This window comes from Betaproteobacteria bacterium (assembly GCA_009377585.1).
GTDB lineage: Bacteria > Pseudomonadota > Gammaproteobacteria > Burkholderiales > WYBJ01 > WYBJ01.
Genome location: WHTS01000005.1, coordinates 30,931 through 51,846, shown reverse-complemented (window position 1 = coordinate 51,846; position 20,916 = coordinate 30,931). Strand labels below are relative to the sequence as shown.

At 65.8% G+C, this 20,916-nt stretch carries 17 protein-coding genes and 1 pseudogene; 7 read left to right on the top strand and 11 right to left on the bottom strand.

Annotated features, from left to right (window positions below):
• Positions 1-8 precede the first annotated feature (8 nt).
• From GEV05_03020 to GEV05_03010, 3 genes are all read left to right on the top strand, one after another.
• Positions 9-779 carry a peptidoglycan DD-metalloendopeptidase family protein gene (locus tag GEV05_03020; GenBank protein ID MPZ42369.1) on the top strand — a complete coding sequence of 257 codons (771 nt, stop codon included), beginning with the start codon at positions 9-11 and terminating at the stop codon, positions 777-779.
• 143 nt (positions 780-922) lie between these two features.
• Positions 923-1,771, top strand: coding sequence for a methyltransferase domain-containing protein (locus GEV05_03015; protein MPZ42368.1), 849 nt, complete (start codon positions 923-925; stop codon positions 1,769-1,771).
• Positions 1,772-1,904: 133 nt separating this feature from the next.
• Positions 1,905-2,126, top strand: a complete 222-nt coding sequence (locus GEV05_03010) for a hypothetical protein (GenBank protein MPZ42367.1) — start codon at positions 1,905-1,907, stop codon at positions 2,124-2,126.
• Here the strand turns inward: GEV05_03010 and GEV05_03005 are convergent, their stop codons facing one another.
• The 9 genes and pseudogenes from GEV05_03005 to glxR all read right to left on the bottom strand — a co-directional run bounded on the left by GEV05_03005 (position 2,127) and on the right by glxR (position 13,098).
• The gene (locus GEV05_03005) at positions 2,127-3,005 is read right to left on the bottom strand and encodes an NAD-binding protein (protein MPZ42366.1); all 879 of its coding nucleotides are present in this window, start codon (positions 3,003-3,005) and stop codon (positions 2,127-2,129) included.
• A gap of 202 nt (positions 3,006-3,207) precedes the next feature.
• Entirely contained in the window at positions 3,208-4,176 is a 969-nt protein-coding gene (locus GEV05_03000; GenBank protein ID MPZ42365.1) for an EamA family transporter, read from the bottom strand.
• A gap of 92 nt (positions 4,177-4,268) precedes the next feature.
• A pseudogene (locus GEV05_02995) lies at positions 4,269-5,446 on the bottom strand (thiolase).
• Entirely contained in the window at positions 5,443-5,832 is a 390-nt protein-coding gene (locus GEV05_02990) for a hypothetical protein (protein MPZ42364.1), read from the bottom strand. The pseudogene GEV05_02995 and the gene GEV05_02990 overlap by 4 nt, the downstream one beginning before the upstream one ends.
• Positions 5,833-5,871: 39 nt before the next feature.
• Complete coding sequence (locus GEV05_02985) at positions 5,872-8,334, bottom strand: CoA-binding protein (GenBank protein ID MPZ42363.1); 2,463 nt, start codon at positions 8,332-8,334, stop codon at positions 5,872-5,874.
• On the bottom strand, positions 8,124-9,353 hold the full coding sequence (glcF, locus tag GEV05_02980) for a glycolate oxidase subunit GlcF (protein ID MPZ42362.1): 1,230 nt from the start codon (positions 9,351-9,353) through the stop codon (positions 8,124-8,126). The genes GEV05_02985 and glcF overlap by 211 nt, the downstream gene beginning before the upstream one ends.
• Positions 9,354-9,384: 31 nt before the next feature.
• Positions 9,385-10,443, bottom strand: a complete 1,059-nt coding sequence (gene glcE, locus GEV05_02975; protein MPZ42361.1) for a glycolate oxidase subunit GlcE — start codon at positions 10,441-10,443, stop codon at positions 9,385-9,387.
• Positions 10,444-10,596: 153 nt separating this feature from the next.
• A complete protein-coding gene (locus GEV05_02970) occupies positions 10,597-12,135 on the bottom strand; it encodes an FAD-binding protein (GenBank protein MPZ42360.1) in 1,539 nt (512 codons plus the stop codon).
• A 78-nt stretch (positions 12,136-12,213) separates the two neighbouring features.
• On the bottom strand, positions 12,214-13,098 hold the full coding sequence (glxR, locus tag GEV05_02965) for a 2-hydroxy-3-oxopropionate reductase (protein MPZ42359.1): 885 nt from the start codon (positions 13,096-13,098) through the stop codon (positions 12,214-12,216).
• Between the two features lie 196 nt (positions 13,099-13,294).
• Between glxR and GEV05_02960 the strand changes: the two genes are divergently transcribed.
• The 4 genes from GEV05_02960 to GEV05_02945 all read left to right on the top strand — a co-directional run bounded on the left by GEV05_02960 (position 13,295) and on the right by GEV05_02945 (position 17,649).
• On the top strand, positions 13,295-13,885 hold the full coding sequence (locus GEV05_02960; GenBank protein ID MPZ42358.1) for an NTP transferase domain-containing protein: 591 nt from the start codon (positions 13,295-13,297) through the stop codon (positions 13,883-13,885).
• The gene (locus GEV05_02955) at positions 13,882-15,417 is read left to right on the top strand and encodes a hypothetical protein (protein ID MPZ42357.1); all 1,536 of its coding nucleotides are present in this window, start codon (positions 13,882-13,884) and stop codon (positions 15,415-15,417) included. The genes GEV05_02960 and GEV05_02955 overlap by 4 nt, the downstream gene beginning before the upstream one ends.
• Before the next feature lie 29 nt (positions 15,418-15,446).
• Positions 15,447-16,295, top strand: a complete 849-nt coding sequence (locus tag GEV05_02950; GenBank protein MPZ42356.1) for an AAA domain-containing protein — start codon at positions 15,447-15,449, stop codon at positions 16,293-16,295.
• Positions 16,296-16,473: 178 nt separating this feature from the next.
• Positions 16,474-17,649: a VWA domain-containing protein gene (locus GEV05_02945; protein MPZ42355.1), complete on the top strand. Its 1,176-nt coding sequence runs from the start codon at positions 16,474-16,476 to the stop codon at positions 17,647-17,649.
• A gap of 2 nt (positions 17,650-17,651) precedes the next feature.
• Here the strand turns inward: GEV05_02945 and GEV05_02940 are convergent, their stop codons facing one another.
• The gene (locus GEV05_02940; protein MPZ42354.1) at positions 17,652-19,190 is read right to left on the bottom strand and encodes a PAS domain S-box protein; all 1,539 of its coding nucleotides are present in this window, start codon (positions 19,188-19,190) and stop codon (positions 17,652-17,654) included.
• The gene (locus GEV05_02935; GenBank protein MPZ42353.1) at positions 19,187-20,605 is read right to left on the bottom strand and encodes a PAS domain S-box protein; all 1,419 of its coding nucleotides are present in this window, start codon (positions 20,603-20,605) and stop codon (positions 19,187-19,189) included. Before GEV05_02935 ends, GEV05_02940 begins: the two co-directional genes overlap by 4 nt.
• Positions 20,606-20,916 lie beyond the last annotated feature (311 nt).

Genomic DNA, 20,916 nt, shown 5'->3' with positions numbered 1-20,916 from the left:
CGCGGACAATGTCTGCGTCGACCTATGGCTTCAAGTTGTGGCAAGCTATGGCCTGTGGTGTAGCCTGTTGGAGTTGGTCATACCTCGTCCGATTGAAGCCCGTGTTGCGCCGACAGTCATCCGCTGTAGCCGGAGCGACCGTGCGTCGTCTGGCGTTCGTGCTCCTCGTCGTCGCGTGTACTTCGATTTTCGCGCAAGACCTGCGACTGCCTTTCACCGGCCGCTGGTTCGTTGCCCAAGGTGGCGATACCATCAATGTCAATCATCACATGGCCGTTCGTGCGCAGTGGTTCGGAGTCGACTTCGCCAAGCTGGGCGGCCCCGGCCAGCGGGCGTTGTCAGTCGCCAATCCATCCCGATTGCAGGATTTCTACTCCCGGAATGAGCCTGTGCTTTCACCGGTCGATGGCGTGGTCGAAAGCGTTGTCCGGGATCTTCCCGACAATTCCCTGGGAGCGAAGGATTTGAGCAACCCGGCCGGCAACCACGTGGTTGTCAAAGCGGCGGAAAACCGCTTCGTTTACCTTGCGCATTTCCAACGTGAGAGCATCACGGTTGCGCAAGGAGATCGCATCAGGGTAGGCCAAGTTCTCGGCCGCTGCGGCAACTCCGGTAACTCGGACTTTCCGCACATCCATCTTCATGTCCAAGACTCGCTGACCGATGAGGCAATCGGCCAGAATCCCGTCTTTGCGGGCATGACGGTCGAGCTTACGGGTAAGAAGTTCGAAAACGTCACGTGGCCAGTCATACGAGGACTGTTTCTCACGACGAACTGAAATTCAACCCATTCAACCTCGGATTGCAGCGACAGTGAAGACGAGCGCTTCGCTTGCTGTTGTCCGGCCGGTTATCGCGAACGCTGGCCACCGCCAACTCCCCGAGGTCGTTGGAGTGTAGTTTCCAAGAGAAGAGTCGACTTATGCCGCGTGTCTTGAAGAAGATGGTTCGTAAAGGCGTTCGCAATCTCTTCGGGGTCGATGTCGTTCGCGCCACGTTCGACGAGGGCTGGGCGGAAGAGCGGGATTACTGGCTCGGCGTCCTCCGCGACTTTTACCGAACCACGTATGACTTGGACCTTCATCCGTCGCAAACTGATTCGTCCCTGATTCCTCCCCTCGAGACGATCGTCAAAGTACAGCGCGCCAACAAGGCTGAGCGAGACGCGTTCTTTGCTTCTGGCTATCGGGGTGCTTTGACTTACCAAACGGAATTGCTCGACTACGACTTGCCCGTCAACCGGATGCGCAACATTCTGGAGATGGGCCTGGGTTTTGGCCGGCTGATCATTCACTATTTTCCGTTCGAGGCGAACCTGTACGGTTGCGATGTGACACCCGAGGCCGTCGCATGGACTCGCTCGAAACTGGCCGATCGGGTGCAGATCGAGCTCACGGCCGGCGAGCCGCCGCTGCCCTACGCCGATGGCATGTTCGATTTCGTCTACGCCAATTCCGTGTTCACTCATGTCCCCTGTGCCTTGATGGATCGCTGGGCCGCCGAGTTGCGCCGGATCATCCGACCGGGAGGGGTCCTGATCTGCAGCGTGCTGGACGCCAACCACTACCTCCGGAATATCCCGTATCGGGACTTTCACCGCGACTATCAAACTCCCGGATGCCGCGATTGGGATCAAGCCAGGGGTGTGCGAATGCGCAATTACCTGGACCGGAATTTCTTGTTCTCCACCTGGGGCAGGTATTTCCGCGTTCATGAGCTTCGAGCGCACTATCGCGACCAGAGCCACTTGATCTGCAAACGAGAGGTCTGACCGCCGGGGCAGTAGGGTTATCCTCACGGTATGCCTTGCGGCACGGCAGCCGCGCGTGTACCGGGCAACGCGCGTCGAACGACAACGTCGATGAAATTCGCAGGAAGCTCGGGCTGGTCAAGGAGGAAACGAAATGAAGCTGGTCAAGATCGTTGGCGTATTACTCATCGTCGCGGGTATCCTGGGTGTCGTGTTCAATAGCTTCAGCTTCACGAAGGAAACCCACGAGCTCAAGCTCGGGCCGATAGAGCTGGCCGTCAAGGAGAAGCAGGCAGTCGACATCCCGGTGTGGGCCAGCGTGGGGGCGATCGTAGTCGGTGGATTGCTTCTCGTGCTTGGAAGCAAGAAGGGCTAGCTAGCGCTGGGCGAAACGCACCGGAATGACGACCGAATCCTTCGGTCCGAGCCCCGCGCTTGCGAGCGCATCGAAGCAGGCGAGCGTTTGCGATGTGATCGGCATGCCGTAGCCGAGGGATTTTCCGTCGTCGATCATTGCGTGCAGGTCCTTGCGCATCGAATCGATATCGAACGCGACCGGTCCTGTATAGCCACCCGCCATCTCCTCGGCGAGCGCCTTGCCGCGCGCTTTCAGAACGTTCGGGCCGCCCGACGTGTCGGCGAAAAGATCCACGAGGCGGTTCGCATCGACGCCGAGGTGCTGCACCAGCGCCAGGGCCTCGCCGAACGCTTGCCAGAACACCATCAGCGGAAGATTGATCGCGAGCTTTCCGGAAGCGCCCGCGCCGATCGGGCCGAGATGCTCCCAGCGCCGGCACAAGGTGTCGAGCAGCGGGCGCATGCGTTCGACATCCTCCGCAGCGCCGCCGACGATTCCGAGCAGCTTGCCTTCGCGTGCGGGGCCGACCGTGCCGCCGACCGGGCACTCGATCATCGCGCCGCCCTTGGCGTGGATGCGAACGGCGAGCGCGCACTCGGTCTGCGGCCGCACGGTGCTCATCTCGATGAATGTCTTGCCGCGTGCCTCGTCGGCGAGCAGCCCGTCGGCTTCGCCGTATGTGCGCTCGATTGCGGCTGCATCGGTAAGCATGGTGATGATCACCTCGGAGCTCGCGGCAAGCTCGGCGGGCGTCGCACAAACGATGGCGCCGTCCTTCTCCAGCGCCGCTGCCCTTTCGCGCGTGCGGTTCCAAACACGCACGGTGTGTCCCAGGTTCAACAGGCGTTGCGCGATGGCGGCGCCCATGCGGCCGGTGCCGGCGATGCCGATGTTCATTCGTTGGTCCTCGTTCAGTGAGGCGACGCCAGAGTCGAAGTCATCTATATGCAAGGGGGGCGCACCTTAGACCACCCCGTCCGCGCATGGCGCGTCCCGCCCCTCCTTGCCAGGAGGGGAAGGCTTGCAAGCGCAAGAACGATTCGTTCGAGCCCGCCTGGACTCCCGCATGCGCGGCAGGGACGGTTTCGGGATTGTACGTTCAGCGTGCACCCCCCGCCTGGATCTTCCGGATGCTCGCTGCGGGCCGCGTCATGGCGATCACCCCCGCCAGAATGAGCACGATGCCGGCAAGGCGCTCGAGGGTCAGGCTCTCGCCCAGGAACACGATGCCGACCGCAACCCCGACCACGATCCGCAGGTAACTTTGGCTCGCTGCCGCGATGCTGCCGAGCGTGCCGAGGATCCGATAGTAGAGGTAGAGCGCGGCCGCCGTGGAAAAGACGGCCAGACATCCCGCCGCGATCAGAGACGATCGACTCGGCGCGAGCGACCATGGCCGGTCGATGACGAGGCTCAAGGGCATCAACACCGCTGCGCCGACGATCAACGTGAGCGTGGCGGGAACCAGCGGCGGCAGGGCGTCGAAGCGCCGGCCGTGCACGGCTGCGATGCCGAACAGAATCGCACCCAGCACGCAGGCCAACTGCTGCGGCACTTGGCCACCGATGTCCGAGACAACGCCGACACCGACGATCAGGACGACGCCCGCGAGGCCGGCGAGCGCGCCCGCGAGCTTGGCGCCTGTCGTCGGCTCGTGGCGCGTGATGGCCCAGGTAATGAAGAACGCGAAGATGGGCGAGGTGGAGTTGAGCACCGCAACCAGCCCGCTGTCGACCGTCTGCGCGGCCCAGGCGCTCAGGCTCCAGGGCACGATGTTGATCATCGCAGCCTGGATGATCAGCAGCCGCCAGGGATAGCGCGACGAAAACACGGCAACGCCCGAAGCGCGCAGGACGGCGCCCAGCAGCAGCGCCGCGATCGCGACCCGTGCCGCCGTGAGCGTGAGCGGCGGAATGGTTTCGACCGCCACCTTGGCGAAGTTGTACGAAACGCCCCATAGCAGCGACAGCAGTCCGAGCAGTGCGTAGTTACGAAACGTGGGCAAGGCGATCAGCGTGCGAAGCAAGGCCTGAGCGACTCGATCCTGGCTTCGCAGGTGACTCTGCATGGCGCGCGGCCTCGTCACGCACGAAATGCGCAAGCGTGCCGGGAGTGCCGCGTGCGCTTTCCGACGAATCCTCCCGCCTTCCGCGACCAAGCCTACCGCGCCCGCCGCGATTGCGCTATACCCGTGTTCTCCGAACCCAGGAGCACGGTCACCTGGCTCGACAGCACGCCGCCGTTGCCGTGTGCGAGCGCGACGTCGCAGTTCGCGACCTGGGCCGGCCCGCGCTCGCCGCGAATCTGGCGCACCGCCTCGATCAGCAGGAAGATGCCGTACATGCCGGGATGGCAGTACGAGAGGCCGCCGCCGTTGGTGTTCACGGCGAGCTTGCCGCCCGGCGCGATGCCGCCGTTCTCCACCAGGCGCCCGCCCTCGCCCTTGCGGCAGAAGCCGAGATCTTCCAGGAACAGGATCGGGTTGATGGTGAACGCGTCGTAGAGCTCGATCGCCTTCACGTCCGACGGCGTCAAGCCCGCCATCCCGAATGCGATCGGCCCGGAACGGGAAGCGCCGCTCACGGTGAGATCGGCCATGTTCGAGATGCTGTTGTGGCTCAGGTACTCGCCCACGCCCAGAACGTAGGCGGGTTTGCTCTTCAGTGACTTCGCGCGCTCGGCCGAGACCATGATGAGCGCGCCGCCGCCATCGCTCACCAGGCAGCAGTCGCGCACCGTGAAGGGGTAGCTCACCATGCCCGCGTTCAACACCTGCTCGATCGTGAGCGGTTCCTTTTCCCACGCGCGCGGATTCATCAGCGCCCACTTGCGCGCCGAGACGGCCACTTCGGCCAGCTGTTCGCGCGTGGTGCCGTACTGGTGCATATGGCGCGAGGCCGCCAGCGCATACGCCGATGCGGGAAGGAAGGGTTTGTAGGCGGTCTCGTAGGGGTTGAACTCGCGCGGGCTCGCGGATGCGCGCGAGATCGTGCGCTGCGTGCTGCCATAGGTGATGAGCGCGACATCGCACAACCGTTCTGGATCGCGCCTTGCGCGTGGCCGATGTGCGATTCGAACGACGAACCGCCGATCATGGTGTTGTCGGCGTAACGCGGTTCGATGCCGAGATATTCGCGCAGGTACAGGGTGGGGCTGCGCGCCTGGGTGGTGGCGGCGAAGATGCCGTCGATGTCGGTAAGCTTCAGCCCGCAATCGTCGAGCGCACGGCGCGTGGCCTGCGCCATCAGGTCGATCGGGCTCGTGTTGGGCGCAACCGCGCCCAGGTCGGATTCGGCCGCGCCGACGATCGCGACGCTGCCGCGCTCGAGGCCCCTCATCGTGCGCCCTCCGCCGGCACGAACACCGGATACGGCGCCTGCTTGTCGTCGCCGGGATGCATGCGAACCTTGACCCGCATGCCGATCTTCACCTGCATCGGATCGATGTCCTCGACCCGGCTCATCATGCGAAAGCCTTCGTCGACGTCGATCAGCGCGACGTTGTACGGTGGCGTATCGCGCATGTGCACGACCGTGGTTGCGTGCACTGTCCCGTGCCCCTGACTGACTCGCCATTCGAGATTGGTGCTGCCGGATACGGGCGCCACGACGCGCGGGAAGAAAACCGCCTTCTTGTCGTCGACCGAGTATTGATACGCGAGCTGGCCCTTCTTGCAGTAGTCGACGAAGGTGCCGTAAGGCGAGGATTGCAGCTTCTGTTCCAAGGCAGATCTCCTTTCCGCTTCAGCGACCGCGCAGGCTGCTCATGAGCGGCCATCCTCACGCAGTACGATCAATGCATCGGCCGCGACGACCCCTTGCCCGCGGGGGCGCACGAACAATGGATTCACGTCGATTTCCTCGATGCGCCCGGCATGGTCGTGGATCAGCCACGACAGGCGCGCCAGCGTATCGGCGAGCGCTTCGGTATCCAGTGCCGGTGCGCCGCGATAACCGCGCAGCAGCGCCGCACCCTTGATCTCCGCCAGCATGTCGAGGGCCGTGCCCTGGTCGAAGGGCGCGAAGCGGTGCGTGACATCATGCAGCACTTCGGTCAGCACGCCGCCCAGCCCGAACATCACCGTCGGGCCGAAATGCGGGTCGTCGACCGCGCCGAGGATCACTTCGGTGCCGGCGGCCATTTCCTGTGCGAGCACGCCTTCGATGCGGGCGTCGGGCCGATACTTCCGCGCCGAGGCGATCACCTCGCGCGCGGCTGTCTGCAGTGCGGGCAGGTCGGCGATCCGCAGCCGCACCGCACCGGCTTCGGTTTTGTGCGCGATATCGGGCGACTCGATCTTGACCGCGAGCGGGAACGTGAATTCGTCCGTGCGCAAAGCATCGATGTCGCGCTCGGCGATCAGCGTTTCGCGCACGACCGGGATGCCGTAGCGCGCGAGGATCTGTTTGGAGCGCCGCTCGCCCAGCGCGCCGCCGCCGCCCGGCAGATCGAGCGATTGCGGCGGCACGGGGCGATCGCCTGCCTTCTGGATTCGCGCTTCGAGCCGTTGCGCCTTGAGGCCGAAACGGTACATCGCGCCGAGCGCGTTCATGGAGCGCCGCGGCGACAGGAACGACGGAATGCCGGCTCGGCGAACGATGTCGAACGCTTCCTGGTTGCGCTCCGAGCCCGAGCCCCATTGCAGCGTGACGGGCTTGTCGCTGCGCGCGGCCACCGCGACGAAGCCGGGCGCCCATGCCGATGCGATCGAGCCCGGCGCGGAGCGCACGATCGCCTGGTCGAACTCGGGCGCGGCGAGCACCGTGTCGATCACGCGGTTGTAGGCGGCGAATCCGTCGTCGTAGCCTTGCGGCGTCAGGTCGATCGGGTTCGTCAGCGAGCCGAGCTCGGGCGCGAGCGGTTTGAGCTTGGCGATCGTTTCGGCGGAAGTCTCGGGCACTTCGAACCCGTGCGCTTCGCACAGATCGGCGACCAGCACGCCGGCGCCGCCGGAGAGCGTCAGGATGACCGTGCGATTGCCCTTGGCGCGCTTGCGATAGCTAAGGAACTGCGCGAGGTCGACCACGTCGTCGGTGTCGCCGACTTCGATGAAGCCGCCTTGCTCCACCGCGCGCCGGAAGAGCTCCGGCCCCGCGCTCAGCCGTCCGGTGTGCGAGGTGGCGGCGCGCTTTCCGGAACGCGAGTTGCCGACCTTCCACATGAGCACCGGCTTTTCCAGCTCGAGCGCGCGCCGGCCGATCTCGAGCAGGCCGCGCCCGTCGGTGCTGCCTTCGAGGTATGCGACCACCGCATCGGTGTCATCGCGCTCGAGCAGATAGCGGATGAACTCGGTCGCCTTGATGCTCGTCTCGTTGCCGGTAGAGACGATGTAGTTGAATCCGACGCCCTGCAGGTCGGCCGCAGCCACCACACCGAAGCCGAAGCCGCCGCTTTGCGTGACCATCGCCAGACGCCCCGGCCGAAGGTTCGGATTCGACATCGCTCCGCCGAAGCCGGCGTGGATGTGCTCGTTCAGGTTGAGCACCCCAATGCAGTTCGGTCCGACGATGCGCACCGGATTGCGCGCAAGCGCCTGCTCGAGCGCGCGCTGGTTGTCCGCGCCGCGGCTGCCGATTTCCTGGAAGCCGGCGCTCAGCACGATGGCGAACGGGATGCCGCGGCTGCCGCATTGATCGATCACCGAGGGCACATGGCGCGCGCCGACCACGATGATCGCCAGATCGCACGGATCAGGCACCGCGCGCACGTCCGGATAGCAGGTGAGACCCTTGAGCTCAGGGTATTTCGGGTTCACCGGATAGACCCGGCCGGCATAGCCGAACTCGGTGAGGAAGCGAAGCGGCTGCCCGCCCACGCTGCTGGCGGTGGCCGATGCGCCGACGAGTGCAATGCCGCGGGGGCTGAAAAGCCGGTCGAAGTCGGTGGGCGAAGCGGCGGACGGGTTGCTCTGCGACACGATGATCCTCCAGCCGGCCGATTCTAGCACCGGGGTGGCGGAACTCTGCCTGCGTACGCTGCCGTTGACATCAACAACGTCATTCGATGCTTCTTGCCCTACGTGCCCGTCGAGATCCGCTCGGCCACCGCCTCGATCCAATGCCGCAGGGGCGTTTGCATGCCCGCGCGCAGATGCATGAGACAGCCGATGTTGGCGGTGAGGATCTCGTCCGGCTGGCCGGAATTCAGCGCAGCCTGTTTCGCGTCCTTGAGCCGCTGCGACAGCTCGGGTTGTAGGATGGAATACGTTCCCGCCGAGCCGCAGCACAAGTGCGCATCGGGCACGGCGGCAAGCTCGAAACCGAGGTCGCTCAGCAACGTCTCGATCGCGCCGCGCACGCGCAATCCATGCTGCAGGGTGCACGGCGAATGGAACGCCACGCGGCGCGCGGCCGCGGGCTCGCATGCGGCCCGCAGTTTCTCGCGCTCGGCGAGCAGCACTTCGCTCAAGTCGCGGCACGATTCGGCGATGCGCCGCGCCTTGTCGCGATAGCGGGGATCGTCGACCAGAACATGCGCATAGTCCCTCAGCATCACCCCGCAACCGCTGGCGGTGAAGACGATCGCTTCGGCGCCTTCGAGGTGCGGCCACCAGGCATCGATCAGGTTGCGTATGCGCTGGCGTGCCGTATCGGCGGCGTTCAGATGGAAGTCGATCGCGCCGCAGCAGCCCGCTTCGGCCACGCGCTGCAGTGAGATCCCGAGGCGGTCCAGCACGCGCGATGCGGCGGCGTTGATGTTTGGAGCGAGCGCGGGCTGTACGCAGCCATCGAGCACCAGCATGCGACGGGCATGGCGAAGCGGTGCCCATGGGCTCCGGGTCTCGCGTGGCGGCACTCGGGCGCGCAGCGTCGATGGCAACCACGGTGACACCAGTTGGCCGAGTGCGAGCAGCGGTGCGAACAGCCGAGGCTCGGCCAACGTGCGCCGAAGAGCGCTACGTCGCAGCCGCTCGGCGAGCGGGCGTTCCACCCGAGCTTCCACCACGGCACGGCCGATGTCGGCCAGCCGCGCATACTGCACGCCGGACGGACAGGTGGTCTCGCACGCACGGCAGGTGAGGCATCGGTCCAGGTGGATTTGCGTCTTCTCGCTCGGACTGGCGCCTTCGAGCACCTGCTTGATGAGATAAATGCGCCCGCGCGGTCCGTCCAGCTCATCGCCCAGCAACTGATAGGTCGGGCAGGTCGCGTTGCAAAACCCGCAGTGCACGCACTTGCGCAGGATCGCATCGGCCTCCTGGCCTTCGGGCGTGTCCTTGATGAACTGAGCAAGATTCGTCTGCATGCAGGCTCGATGGGGCGGTCTGTTCCCGATTCTACAGATCGGGGTACAGGCGCCCGCGATTGAGAACGCCGGCCGGATCGAAGGTCTGCTTCAGGCGTCTGTGCAGGCGCATGAGCGGTTCGGCCAGCGGATGGAACACGTTCGCGCGCTCGGCCGCGCCGCGATACCAGGTGGCGTGCCCGCCTGCCTTGTGCGCCAGCTTGCGCACCTCGACAGGGTCGGCGTCGGTGCGCACCCAGCGCAGCGCACCGTTCCATTCGAGCAACTGCGGACCGGCCAGCGCGAGGGCAGGCGCGGTGGATTTGACCGACAGGCGCCACAGCGTTGCCGCGCCTCGGAAGAAGCTGCATTGCTGCTCGCGCACGGCGCGCCAAAACTCGGCGGAATCGGGCACCCGCTCGCCGCCGAGCTGCCGTGCGAGCGCTTCCACGCCGGCCTGCGTTCCCGACAGGCGGATCGCGAGCACGCGTTCCTCATGGCAGGTTGCCGATATGGCGTAAGGTCGTGCAGCCCACTCGTTCATGCGTCGGATCGCCGCTGCCTGGTCCAGCTCGAAGCGCAAGGTCAGTTCGTGTGCGGGCTCGGGCAGCACCTTGAGCGAAACGTCGAGGAGCAATCCCAGCGTTCCCATTGCACCGACCATCAGGCGGGAAACATCGTAGCCGGCGACGTTCTTCATCACCTTGCCGCCGAATGCCAGTTCGTCGCCGCGGCCGTCGAGGATGCGCGCGCCGAGCACGAAGTCGCGCGCCGAGCCGGCAGCGGCGCGCCGCGGCCCGGAAAGTCCGCAGGCGATTGCACCACCCAACGTTGCAGCGGGGCCGAGATGCGGCGGCTCGAACGCGAGCATCTGGTCTCGTTCGGCAAGGGCGTGCTCGATCTCGGCGAGCGGTGTTCCGGCGCGAGCGATCAACACCAGCTCGGTCGGCTCGTACTCCACGATGCCGCGGTAGTCGGAAGTATCGAGCAAGGCGCCCTGGCGAATGCCGCCGTAGAAATCCTTGCTGCCGCCAGCGCGAATGCACAACGGCTCGCCGGCCGCCGCCGCTTCGCGGATGCGCTCGGACCATTCGGTGACAAGGTCGTGCATGAGAGCAGCCGGTCCTCGCAGCGTCATTCCCGCGCAAGCGGGAATCCAGGACTCGCGCCGCTGGGCCTGGGCTCCCGCTTGCGCGGGAACGACGGATCGCATTTCGGTTGTAGATGCTTCACTCGTGCGATGCCGAATCGAAAGCGTGCGCGCTCAGAAGCGTGGCAATTCCGGATGCTTCTCTTGCCCGCCGTGCACATGCATGCGACCCAGCTCGGCGCAGCGATGCAGCGTCGGCACGGCCTTGCCGGGATTGAGAATGCCGGCCGGATCGAACGCAGACTTGACCGCATGAAAAGCGGCAAGCACCTTGGGCGGAAACTGGATGCACATCTGGTCGATCTTTTCCACGCCGACACCGTGCTCGCCGGTGATGGTGCCGCCCGCCTCAACGCAAAGCTCCAGGATCTCGGCGCCGAACGCTTCGCAGCGTTCCAGCTCGCCGGGCGCGTTTGCGTCGTAGAGAATCAGCGGATGCAGGTTGCCGTCGCCGGCATGGAAAACGTTGGCGCAGCGCAGCTCGTACTTGCGTTCGAGGGCGCCGATGCCTGCGAGCACCTCGGCCAGGCGCTTGCGCGGAATGGTGCCGTCCATGCAGTAGTAGTCGGGCGAGATGCGCCCGACCGCGGGGAAGGCGGCCTTGCGCCCCGACCAGAAGCGCAGCTGCTCGGCCTCGTCGCGCGATACCCGAACCTCGTAGGCGCCGGCAGCCCGCATGACTTCGTTCACGCGGCCGATCTCCGCTTCGACTTCCGCCGCCGTGCCGTCGGACTCGCACAGCAGGATCGCTTCGGCGTCGAGCGGGTAACCCGCATGCACGAACGGCTCCACGGCCGCCGTCGCCTGCTTGTCCATCATCTCCAGGCCGGCCGGAATGATGCCCGCAGCGATGACATCGGCAACGGCGTTGCCGGCTGCCGTGATGCTGTCGAACGCGGCGAGCACGCAGCGGGCGGTTTCAGGCTTCGGCAGCAGCTTGACCGTGACTTCGGTGACGACGCCCAGAAGTCCTTCGGATCCCGTCATCAGCGCCAGCAGATCGTACCCGGCACTATCGAGCGCATCGGCGCCGATCTCGACCATCTCACCCTCGCTCGTACACATCCGCAGCCGCAGAATGTTGTGCACGGTGAGCCCGTACTTGAGGCAATGCACGCCCCCGGAATTCTCGGCCACGTTGCCGCCGATCGTGCAGGCGATCTGGCTCGACGGGTCCGGCGCGTAGTACAAGCCGTGGGGCGCCGCCGCCTCCGAGATGGCCAGATTGCGCACGCCGGGCTGTACGCGGGCGGTGCGCGCTAGCGGGTCGGTCTCGAGGATGCGCATGAAGCGGGCAAGCGACATGAGCACGCCGGCGCCATGCGGCAGCGCGCCGCCCGATAGACCCGTGCCGGCTCCGCGCGCAACTACCGGGACATTGCGCGCGCTGCACAGCCCGAGCGTGCGGCGCACTTCTTCCTCGTTCCGCGGCAGCACGACGATCGCGGGCAGCTGCTTGTAGGCGGAGAGCCCGTCGCACTCGTACGGCTTCAGGTCTTCGCGATCGAACAGGACAGCGTCGGCCGGCAGGAACTCGCTCAATGCGGCGAGCAGGCTCGCGCGTTCGGCCGCCGGCAGCACCCGGCCGTTGCCTGTGGACGGCAGCCGGTCGTTGCTTTCCACGCGATCGAGGGTCTGCACGATGGAGGACATCCGGAAGGGCTCTTACTCCCCTCTCCCTCCGGGAGAGGGGCAGGGGGTGAGGGAAGCAAGCAGGTGCCCGAAGTGACGCTACTTTCCAACCTCGTGGTTCGCCAGCCGCTCCAGCGCACGCACCATGCCGGAATGGTCCCACTGAGCCCCGCCGTTGGCGACGCACGCATTGAACAGCTCCTGCGCTGTCGCCGTGTTCGGCAGGCTCATGCCGAGCGCGCGCGCGCCCGATAGTGCGAGACCGAGGTCCTTCTGGTGCAGCTCGATGCGAAAGCCGGGATCGAAGGTGCGCTTGATCATGCGCTCGCCGTGCACTTCCAGCACGCGCGAAGCGGCGAACCCGCCCATCAGCGCCTGCCGCACCTTGGCCGGATCGGCGCCGGCCTTGGCGGCAAACAGCAGCGCTTCCGCAGCAGCCTCGATATTGAGCGCAACGATGATCTGGTTGGCGACCTTGCAGGTCTGACCGTCGCCGTTGCCGCCGACCAGCGTGATGTTCTTGCCTAGCTGCTCGAAGATCGGCTTGGCGCGGTCGAACGCGGCCTGCGGGCCGCCGACCATGATGGTGAGTGCCGCGTTCTTGGCACCCACTTCGCCGCCCGACACCGGCGCATCCAGGTAATCGCAGCCGAGCGCGTTGATGCGCCGGGCGAAGTCCTTGGTCGCGAGCGGCGAGATCGAGCTCATGTCGACGACGAGCTTGCCCTTGCTCAAGCCTTCGGACACGCCGTTGGGTCCGAACAGCACCTTCTCGACATCGGGCGTGTCCGGAACCATGAGGATGATGACGTCGGACTGCTGCGCAACTGCCTTGGGCGAGTCGCACGCCTTGCCGCCGGCCGCGGTCAGCTCGGAGGCCACGCCGCTGCGCGAGTTGAGGTACAGGGTATGCCCGCCCTTGATCAGATTCAGCGCCATGGGCTTGCCCATGATGCCCAGACCGATGAAGCCGATGCTGCTCATAGCCGTTCTCTCCAGCACACGATTCGATTCATTCTACGGCACTGCCTTGGGGCTTGTCCGCGCGTCGTGCGCACTATATGGCCGGCGCGCGCGGACACGGGATGGCGCAACCGATTCCCGGGATGGCGCAACCGATTCCCGGGATACCGAAGCGCGCCGCTGCGCCTACAATGAGGCGGTTTCATGGAGCGTCGGGATGCGCATCGTCGGAGTATTGCTGGCGGCAGGACAGGGGACGCGCTTCGGTGGTGACAAGCTGCTGGCAAGGCTTGCGGACGGTACGCCGGTGGGAGTGATGGCGGCGCGCAATCTCGCGGCGGCGCTGCACGAGGTGATCGCCGTCGTTCGGCCCGAAGATGTGCGGCTGGCGGAGCTTCTGGGTGCTGCCGGGATTGCCGTCGAGCCGTGCCCGAGCGCGTGGCAGGGCATGGGATCGAGCCTGGCGCATGCGGTGCGCGCCCGTGCGGACGCCGACGGCTGGATCGTCGCGCTGGCGGACATGCCCAAGGTACGGCCGGAGACGATTCGTGCGGTAGCCGGCGCGCTCGAAGACGGCGCGCCGCTCGTTGCACCGGTCCATCGCGGCGAGCGCGGTCATCCGGTCGGGTTCGCGGCCGCCTACGGTGCGCGGGTAGCGGCCCTTTCAGGGGACGCCGGCGCGCGCGAGATCCTGCGCGCCGAACGCGATCGGATCGTGCTCATCGAATGCGATGATCCCGGCGTGGTCGCCGACATCGACACCGTCCTGGACCTGGAACGATTCAAGACCGACCCGCCGCGGTCATGACGCCGGCGAGTAATGGGCTGCCCGCTCGTCCGGTCCGCGCTGCGCTCGTCGCCGCGCTGCGGCTTGCGCTGTTCCGTCCCGCCGACGCGGCCGCGTTCGCACCGCAGGCCCGCGTGCTGGCTGCGCTGGGGTTGCTCCATGTCGCGCTCGCGTTCGTTTTCCAGCTGGCGGGCGTCGGTCTCGACGGGCAGCTCAATCTGTACGCGCTTCCGCGCGCCCTGTTCCTGCTCGCGGCTGCGCTGTTGTGCGGCGTGGCGTGTGCCGAGTGCGCGAACGATTCCGGGCTCGCGCTGCGAATCGCGGTCGCTGCGACTGCGCTCGCCGTGGTCTTGTCGATACCGATCGGGTTGACCGGCCTGCTGTTCGAACGCGGCGGTCTCGATCGTGTGCGGCCGCAGCTCGGCCCGTATCTGTGGTACGGATTCCTGCTCTGGTGGGCGGCGGCTGTTTCGCTTGCGATTGCGCGCCTCGTGCGCGCGCCTGCGCTCGGGCGCATGCGCGCGGTCGCATACGGCCTGATTCTGCTGGTCGCGCCGGCCTACTGGATTCCCGCCGGGCCGCTCTGGAGCCGTGCCTATGACGGGGCATGGGACGCAGGCGCCGATCGAGGCCTCGTAGCCGAATCCGCCTTCTATGCGCAGCCGCGCCTGCTCGAGCAAGCGCTCGGCGCGCTGTCGCCCAGCCGGGTGGGGATCGACGATGTCTATGTCCTGACCGCCGCCCTGTATGCGTCGGAGGACGTATTCATGAAGGAGGTCGGGGTGATCGCCGAGCTTCTGGAACAGCGCTTCGATGCGCGCGGCCGAACGGTGCGTCTGGTCAACAATCGGGCGACGCTTACCCAATGGCCGATCGCGACGCTCACCAGCATTCGCGCGGCCCTGGCCGCGATCGGCCGGCGCATGGATGCGCAAGAGGACCTGCTCGTCCTGTACCTCACCTCGCACGGTTCCGAGAAGCACCGGCTCTCCGTCGACCTATGGCCGCTCCAGCTCTCCGAGATCGATCCTGCAGACCTGCGCAAGGCCCTGGACGATGCGGGCATCCGCTGGCGGGTGATCGTCATTTCGGCCTGCTATTCGGGCGGCTACATCGCGCCGCTGAAAGACGAGCGCACGCTCATCATCACGGCCGCAGCCGCAAGCCGACAATCGTTCGGCTGCGGATCGGCATCGGACTTCACCTATCTCGCCAAGGCGCTATTCGACGAAGAATTGCGCAGCTCGCTTTCGTTCGAGGACGCATTCGCCAACGCTCGGAAGACGATCGAGGCGCGTGAACGCGAACAGGGGTTCGTGCCTTCCGAGCCGCAGATCCACGTCGGCGCGGCGATTCGCGACAAGCTGCGCGCTCTGGAACAACGGCTCGCCGCGGCGGCGAACGCAGAGCCGGAGGCGACGGCGGCCGGGATCGACGGCAGCACGCCGGCCCACGAGCCGCAGGAGGGCAGCGGCCAGCCGCAGGAGGAAAGCGGCCAGCCGCAGGAGGAAAGCGGCCAGCCGCAGGAGGGCAGCGGCCGATCGCCGCTATAATCGATCCGTTCCCATCTCGAGGTCACGTCATGTCCCGTTTCATCGGAACTGAGTCCTATATTGCCACCGAAGACCTCATGATGGCCGTGAACGCGGCCATCACGCTCGAGCGTCCCTTGCTGGTGAAGGGCGAGCCGGGAACGGGCAAGACCATGCTGGCCGAGGAGGTCGCGAGGGCGTTGGACCGGCCGCTGTTCCAGTGGCACATCAAGTCAACGGCTAAGGCGCAGCAAGGCTTGTACGAGTACGACGCCGTGTCGCGCCTGCGCGATTCGCAGCTGGGCGATGCCAAGGTGCACGCCATCGCCAACTACATCGTCCCCGGAGTGCTGTGGCAGGCATTCGAATCGGATGTGCCGGCGATCGTGCTGATCGACGAGATCGACAAGGCCGACATCGAATTCCCCAACGACCTGCTGCGCGAGCTCGACCGCATGGAGTTCTACGTCTACGAGACCCAGCAGCTCGTGCGCGCCCGGCATCGGCCCACGGTGATCATCACCAGCAACAACGAGAAGGAGCTGCCAGACGCGTTCTTGCGCCGCTGCTTCTTTCACTATATCCGCTTCCCGGACAAGGAAACCATGGGGCGGATCGTCGACGTCCATTTCCCCAGCATCAAGAAGGAGCTGGTGCGGGAGGCGATGGAAGCGTTCTTCGGCATTCGCGAGGTGCCGGGATTGAAGAAGAAGCCGTCGACCTCGGAGCTGCTCGATTGGCTGAAGCTCCTGCTCGCCGAAGACATCCCGCCGGAGGCGCTGCACACCAGCGACACGCACAAGGTGGTGCCGCCGCTGCACGGCGCGCTGCTCAAGAACGAGCAGGACGTGCACCTGTTCGAGAAGCTCGTCTTCATGTCGCGCCGCAAGACCACTTGACCGCCGCCTCAGGGGGTCAGGTCTTGCTTGTTGCATCAGAGCCCGAGCTGCAAGAAAGGCCTGACCACGACGTGCAACAATCAAGACCTGACCCCGGCGGCGGCGCAGCGATGCAACATGCAAGACCTGACCCCAGAGACCTGACGTAACATGCAAGACGCCACCATGCTGTGACCCAATGCTGATCGATTTCTTTTTCACACTGAAGGAATTCGGCGTTCCGGTCTCGATCAAGGAGTTCCTGGTCCTGATCGAGGCGCTGAAGAAGCACGTCGCCTACTGCTCGGTCGACGACTTCTACTACCTCGCGCGCACCTCTCTGGTGAAGGACGAGAAGCACTTCGATAAGTACGACCGCGCGTTCGGCAAGTACTTCAAGGGCATCCTCGCGATTGACGGCATGGTGGCCGAGATCCCGGAGGAATGGCTGCGGCACATGGCCGACAAGTACCTTACCGACGAAGAGAAGAAGCTGATCGAGGCGCTCGGCGGCTGGGACAAGCTCATGGAGACGCTGAGAAAGCGCCTCGAGGAGCAGAAAGGCCGCCACCAGGGCGGCTCGAAGTGGATCGGGACCGCCGGCACCAGCCCCTTCGGCGCCTACGGCTACAACCCGGAAGGCATCCGCATCGGTCAGAAGGAATCGCGCAACCGCCGCGCGGTGAAGGTCTGGGATGCGCGCGAGTACAAGAACTACGACGATCAAGTCGAAATCGGCATCCGCAACATCAAGGTGGCGCTGCGGCGGCTGCGCAAGTTCGCCCGCGAAGGGGCGCCCGACGAGCTCGATCTCGACGATACCATCCGCTCCACTGCCCGCAATGCCGGCTGGCTCGATCTCAAGATGGTGCCCGAGCGGCACAATGCGGTGAAGGTGTTGCTGTTCCTCGATGTCGGCGGCTCGATGGACGATCACGTCAAGGTGTGCGAGGAGCTGTTCTCGGCCGCGCGCACCGAGTTCAAGCACCTCGAGTACTACTACTTCCACAACTTCCTGTACGAGCGGGTGTGGAAGGACAACCGGCGCCGTTTCAACGAAAAGATCGCGACCTGGGATGTGCTGCACAAGTACGGCCACGACTACAAGCTCGTGTTCGTGGGCGACGCCACCATGAGCCCGTACGAAATCACCTATCCCGGGGGCAGCGTCGAGCACACCAATCCGGAGGCCGGCGCGCTCTGGCTGGAGCGCATGCTCGGCGTGTACGAGCATGCCGTCTGGATCAACCCGCAGCCCGAGGCGCACTGGCCCTACCACGAATCGATCGAGATCACGCGTCAGCTGATGGGCGGGCGCATGTATGCGCTCACGATCGACGGACTGGACCGCGCGATGCGCGCACTTAGCAAGTAGAACTAGTGCATCCGGCTGCCGTCGCGCGCGGTGGCCGCGGCCGCCGGCAGGGTGAAGTGGAAGGCGGCGCCCCGGCCCGGCGCCGACTCGGCCCGTATGGCTCCGCCATGGCGCTCGACGATACGCTTGGCGGTCGCTAAGCCGATTCCGGTGCCGGGAAAGTCGCTCTCGCGATGCAGGCGCTGAAACGGCGTGAACAGCCGCTCGCCCTGCGAGGGGTCGAAGCCGACGCCGTTGTCGCGCACCGTCAGCTGCAACATGCCCGAGGCTGCGTCGGTTCGCGTGAGCTCGATGCGAGGCTCTAGCGTGCGCGCAGTGAATTTCCACGCGTTGCCCAGCAGGTTCTCCAGCAGGCTGTGCACCAGGTAGCGATCGGCGCTGGCGATGATGCCCGGCTCGATCACGACTGCGACTTCCCGGTCGGGCGCATGACGTGCAAGCTCCTCGACGCATTCGCGTGCGATTGCGCTCACGTCCACGGGCTGGGCATTGACCTCGAAGCGCGCGATCCGCGCGAGCATGATCAGCGCCTCGATCAATTCGGACATGCGCATGGTACCGGCGCGGATGCGCTCCACGCAGCGCTGCCCATCGGCATCCAGGCGCTCGCCCTGAGTTTCCTGCAGGATCGCAGCGAAGCCTTCGATGCTGCGCAGCGGAGCGCGCAGGTCGTGCGACACCGAGTAGGAGAACGCTTCCAGCTCCCGGTTGGCACGCTCCAGGGCGGACGTGCGGGCGCGAACGCGCTGCTCCAGCTCTTCGTTCAATTGCTGCAGCCGCGCCTCGATGCGCTTGCGCTCGGTCACGTCCAGACCGGTTCCCCGGTAGCCCTGGTAGTGCCCGCGCGCATCGGTGCGCGGAACGCCGCTTATGCGCTGCCATGCCGGTGTGCCGTCCGGTCGCACCATCATGTGCTCGAGCCCGCGAAACGGCTTGTGCGACCGGATCTGTTCGCAGAACCAGGATGCCAGACGCTCGCGTTCTTCGGGCGGCATCAGCTCGGTCGGGCTGTGACCCAGCAGCTGGGCCTCGGGATAGCCCATGATCTCCTCGGCCCGCTTGGAAACATAAACGTAGCGGCCGTTCGCATCGGTCTCCCAGATGAACTCGCCAGTCGCGTCCACTACGTCGCGGAAACGCTGCTCGCTTTCGCGCAGCGCGCTTTCGGCGGCATGGCGGGCGAGCGCCATCTGGATGGAGGCATGCAGCGCTCGCTCGTCGACGGGCTTCAGCAGAAAGCCGAACGGCAGGGTCTGCTCCGCGCGCGCGAGCGTGCTGTCCTCCGAATAAGCGGTGAGGAAGATGACCGGAATGTGCAGCGTCTCGTGCAGGGCGCGCGCGGCCTCGATGCCGTCGATCGCGCCTTCCAGGTGGATGTCCATGAGGACGATGTCGGGCAGCTGCTCCCTGGCGGTCTGCAACGCCTGCTCGCCGCTCGGTACGGTGCCCGCAACGGTATAGCCGAGCGAGGACAGGCGCACTTTCAGGTCGAGCGCGACGATGCGCTCGTCCTCCACCACCAGGACGCTGGCTGTCGTCATGTCGAAGCACCTATGGTTTCGATCGGAAAACGCAGCTCGAAGCGGGCGCCGGAACCACGCTCCACGCTCAGCGTTCCACCAACCTGTTCGGCGAGCAGGGGTATGAGTTGCATTCCCAGCGATTCGCTGCGTTCGATGTCGAGATCCTCGGGCAGCCCGCACCCCGTGTCCGAGACGCGCAGCCTGGCAAGGCTGTCGGCTTCGCGTCGCAGTTCGATTCGTATGCGCCCGGTACGTTCTCCCGGGAAGGCATGCTTGAAGGCGTTGGTGACGAGCTCGTTGACCAGCAGTCCGCACGGCACGGCGCGCTGTACATCGAGCTCGACGTCGTCCGCCTCGACTTCCAATTCTATGCGACTGCGCCCGTAGGTGCTCGACAACAGGTCGCCGAGCCGGCGCAGATACGGTCCGAGCTGCACCAGCGACCAGTCGCGCCGCTCGAACAACAGCTGGTGGATGAGCGCCATCGCCTGGACACGGTCCCGGCTCTCGGCGATCAAGGCGCGCACCGCGGGATCGCGTGCGCGCCCGGCCTGCAGGTTGAGCAGGCTGGTGATCACCTGCAGGTTGTTCTTCACGCGATGATGGATTTCGTTCAACAGAACGGTCTTCTCCGTGAGGGCGGCGCCGATCTGCTCCTGTGCCCGCTTGCGCTCGGTGATGTCGATCACGCTCGCAAGGATGAATGCGCCCTCGGTGGTGCGGATCGGATTGAGACCGATTTCGATCGGAATCTCGGTGCCGTCGCGGCGCAGCCCGTAGAGATCGCCGCCCGTTCCTATCGGGCGCACGCGTGGCGCATCGAGGTATCCGCCTCGCAGGCGCGAGTGCTCGGTTCCGAAGCGTTCCGGAACGAGCGTCTCGATCGGCTTGCCGACCAGCCCCACGCGCTCGTAGCCGAACAGGCGTTCCGCTTCCGCGTTGAGCAGCACGATCTTGCCAGCCTGATCGACCATGATCATGGCGTTGGGCGCATACTCGACCAGCAAGCGGAAGCGCTCTTCGCTCGCCCGCAATGCCTGCTCGGTACGCTTGCGCTCGGTGATGTCGATGATCGAGGCGAGCACGAAGTTGCCCACTCGGGTAGCGATCGGATTGAGCCCGATCTCGATCGGCACTTCAACGCCATCGCGGCGCAAGCCGAAAAGATCCCGCCCCGCTCCCATGCGACGCGTCTCCGGCGCGCGCATGTAGGCGCCGCGCACCGCACGGTGCATCGCGCGCTCGTTGTGCGCAAGCAGAACTTCGATCGATTGCCCGAGCAGCTCCGAGCGCTGGTAGCCGAACAGCCGTTCGGCCTGGGAGTTGAGCAGCTGGATCGCGCCGCCGGCGTCGACCATGATCATGGCATTGGGCGCCGCTTCCACCACCAGGCGAAAACGGGCATCGCTGTCGTCGGCAACGTCGGCAGCCATAGCCTGGATGCGGCCCGTCGAGTCGCCCGAGGATGGCGTCGTTGAATGCGGCGGCAGTGGCGACGGATCGCGGGCGCCTGCAGGCTGCGCCGGCCGCGTGCGGCGCAGCTCGGGATGGGAAACAAGATAGAAGGCGGTCGCGAACACCGCCACCGACAGAGCCGCAATGCACGCGTACAGCGCCTGCAGGCGCAGCGCAGGCGGAACGAACACCAGCACCACCCACGCGGCCAGCACCGCGATCGGTCCGATGGCGATCCAAGGGCCCGCGCGGCCCGCCCGCGCTTCGTTCTCCACGCGGCCCGTCCGCG

Coding starts and splice junctions, on each gene's coding strand:
- GEV05_03015 (MPZ42368.1), top strand. CDS start 923: ATGCCGCGTGTCTTGAAGAAGATGGTTCGTAAAGGCGTTCGCAATCTC.
- GEV05_02940 (MPZ42354.1), bottom strand. CDS start 19,190: ATGACGACAGCCAGCGTCCTGGTGGTGGAGGACGAGCGCATCGTCGCG.
- GEV05_02945 (MPZ42355.1), top strand. CDS start 16,474: ATGCTGATCGATTTCTTTTTCACACTGAAGGAATTCGGCGTTCCGGTC.
- glxR (MPZ42359.1), bottom strand. CDS start 13,098: ATGAGCAGCATCGGCTTCATCGGTCTGGGCATCATGGGCAAGCCCATG.
- GEV05_03005 (MPZ42366.1), bottom strand. CDS start 3,005: ATGAACATCGGCATCGCCGGCACCGGCCGCATGGGCGCCGCCATCGCG.
- glcE (MPZ42361.1), bottom strand. CDS start 10,443: ATGCACGACCTTGTCACCGAATGGTCCGAGCGCATCCGCGAAGCGGCG.
- GEV05_02935 (MPZ42353.1), bottom strand. CDS start 20,605: ATGGCTGCCGACGTTGCCGACGACAGCGATGCCCGTTTTCGCCTGGTG.
- glcF (MPZ42362.1), bottom strand. CDS start 9,353: ATGCAGACGAATCTTGCTCAGTTCATCAAGGACACGCCCGAAGGCCAG.
- GEV05_02960 (MPZ42358.1), top strand. CDS start 13,295: ATGCGCATCGTCGGAGTATTGCTGGCGGCAGGACAGGGGACGCGCTTC.
- GEV05_03010 (MPZ42367.1), top strand. CDS start 1,905: ATGAAGCTGGTCAAGATCGTTGGCGTATTACTCATCGTCGCGGGTATC.
- GEV05_03000 (MPZ42365.1), bottom strand. CDS start 4,176: ATGCAGAGTCACCTGCGAAGCCAGGATCGAGTCGCTCAGGCCTTGCTT.
- GEV05_02955 (MPZ42357.1), top strand. CDS start 13,882: ATGACGCCGGCGAGTAATGGGCTGCCCGCTCGTCCGGTCCGCGCTGCG.
- GEV05_03020 (MPZ42369.1), top strand. CDS start 9: ATGTCTGCGTCGACCTATGGCTTCAAGTTGTGGCAAGCTATGGCCTGT.
- GEV05_02970 (MPZ42360.1), bottom strand. CDS start 12,135: ATGTCCTCCATCGTGCAGACCCTCGATCGCGTGGAAAGCAACGACCGG.
- GEV05_02950 (MPZ42356.1), top strand. CDS start 15,447: ATGTCCCGTTTCATCGGAACTGAGTCCTATATTGCCACCGAAGACCTC.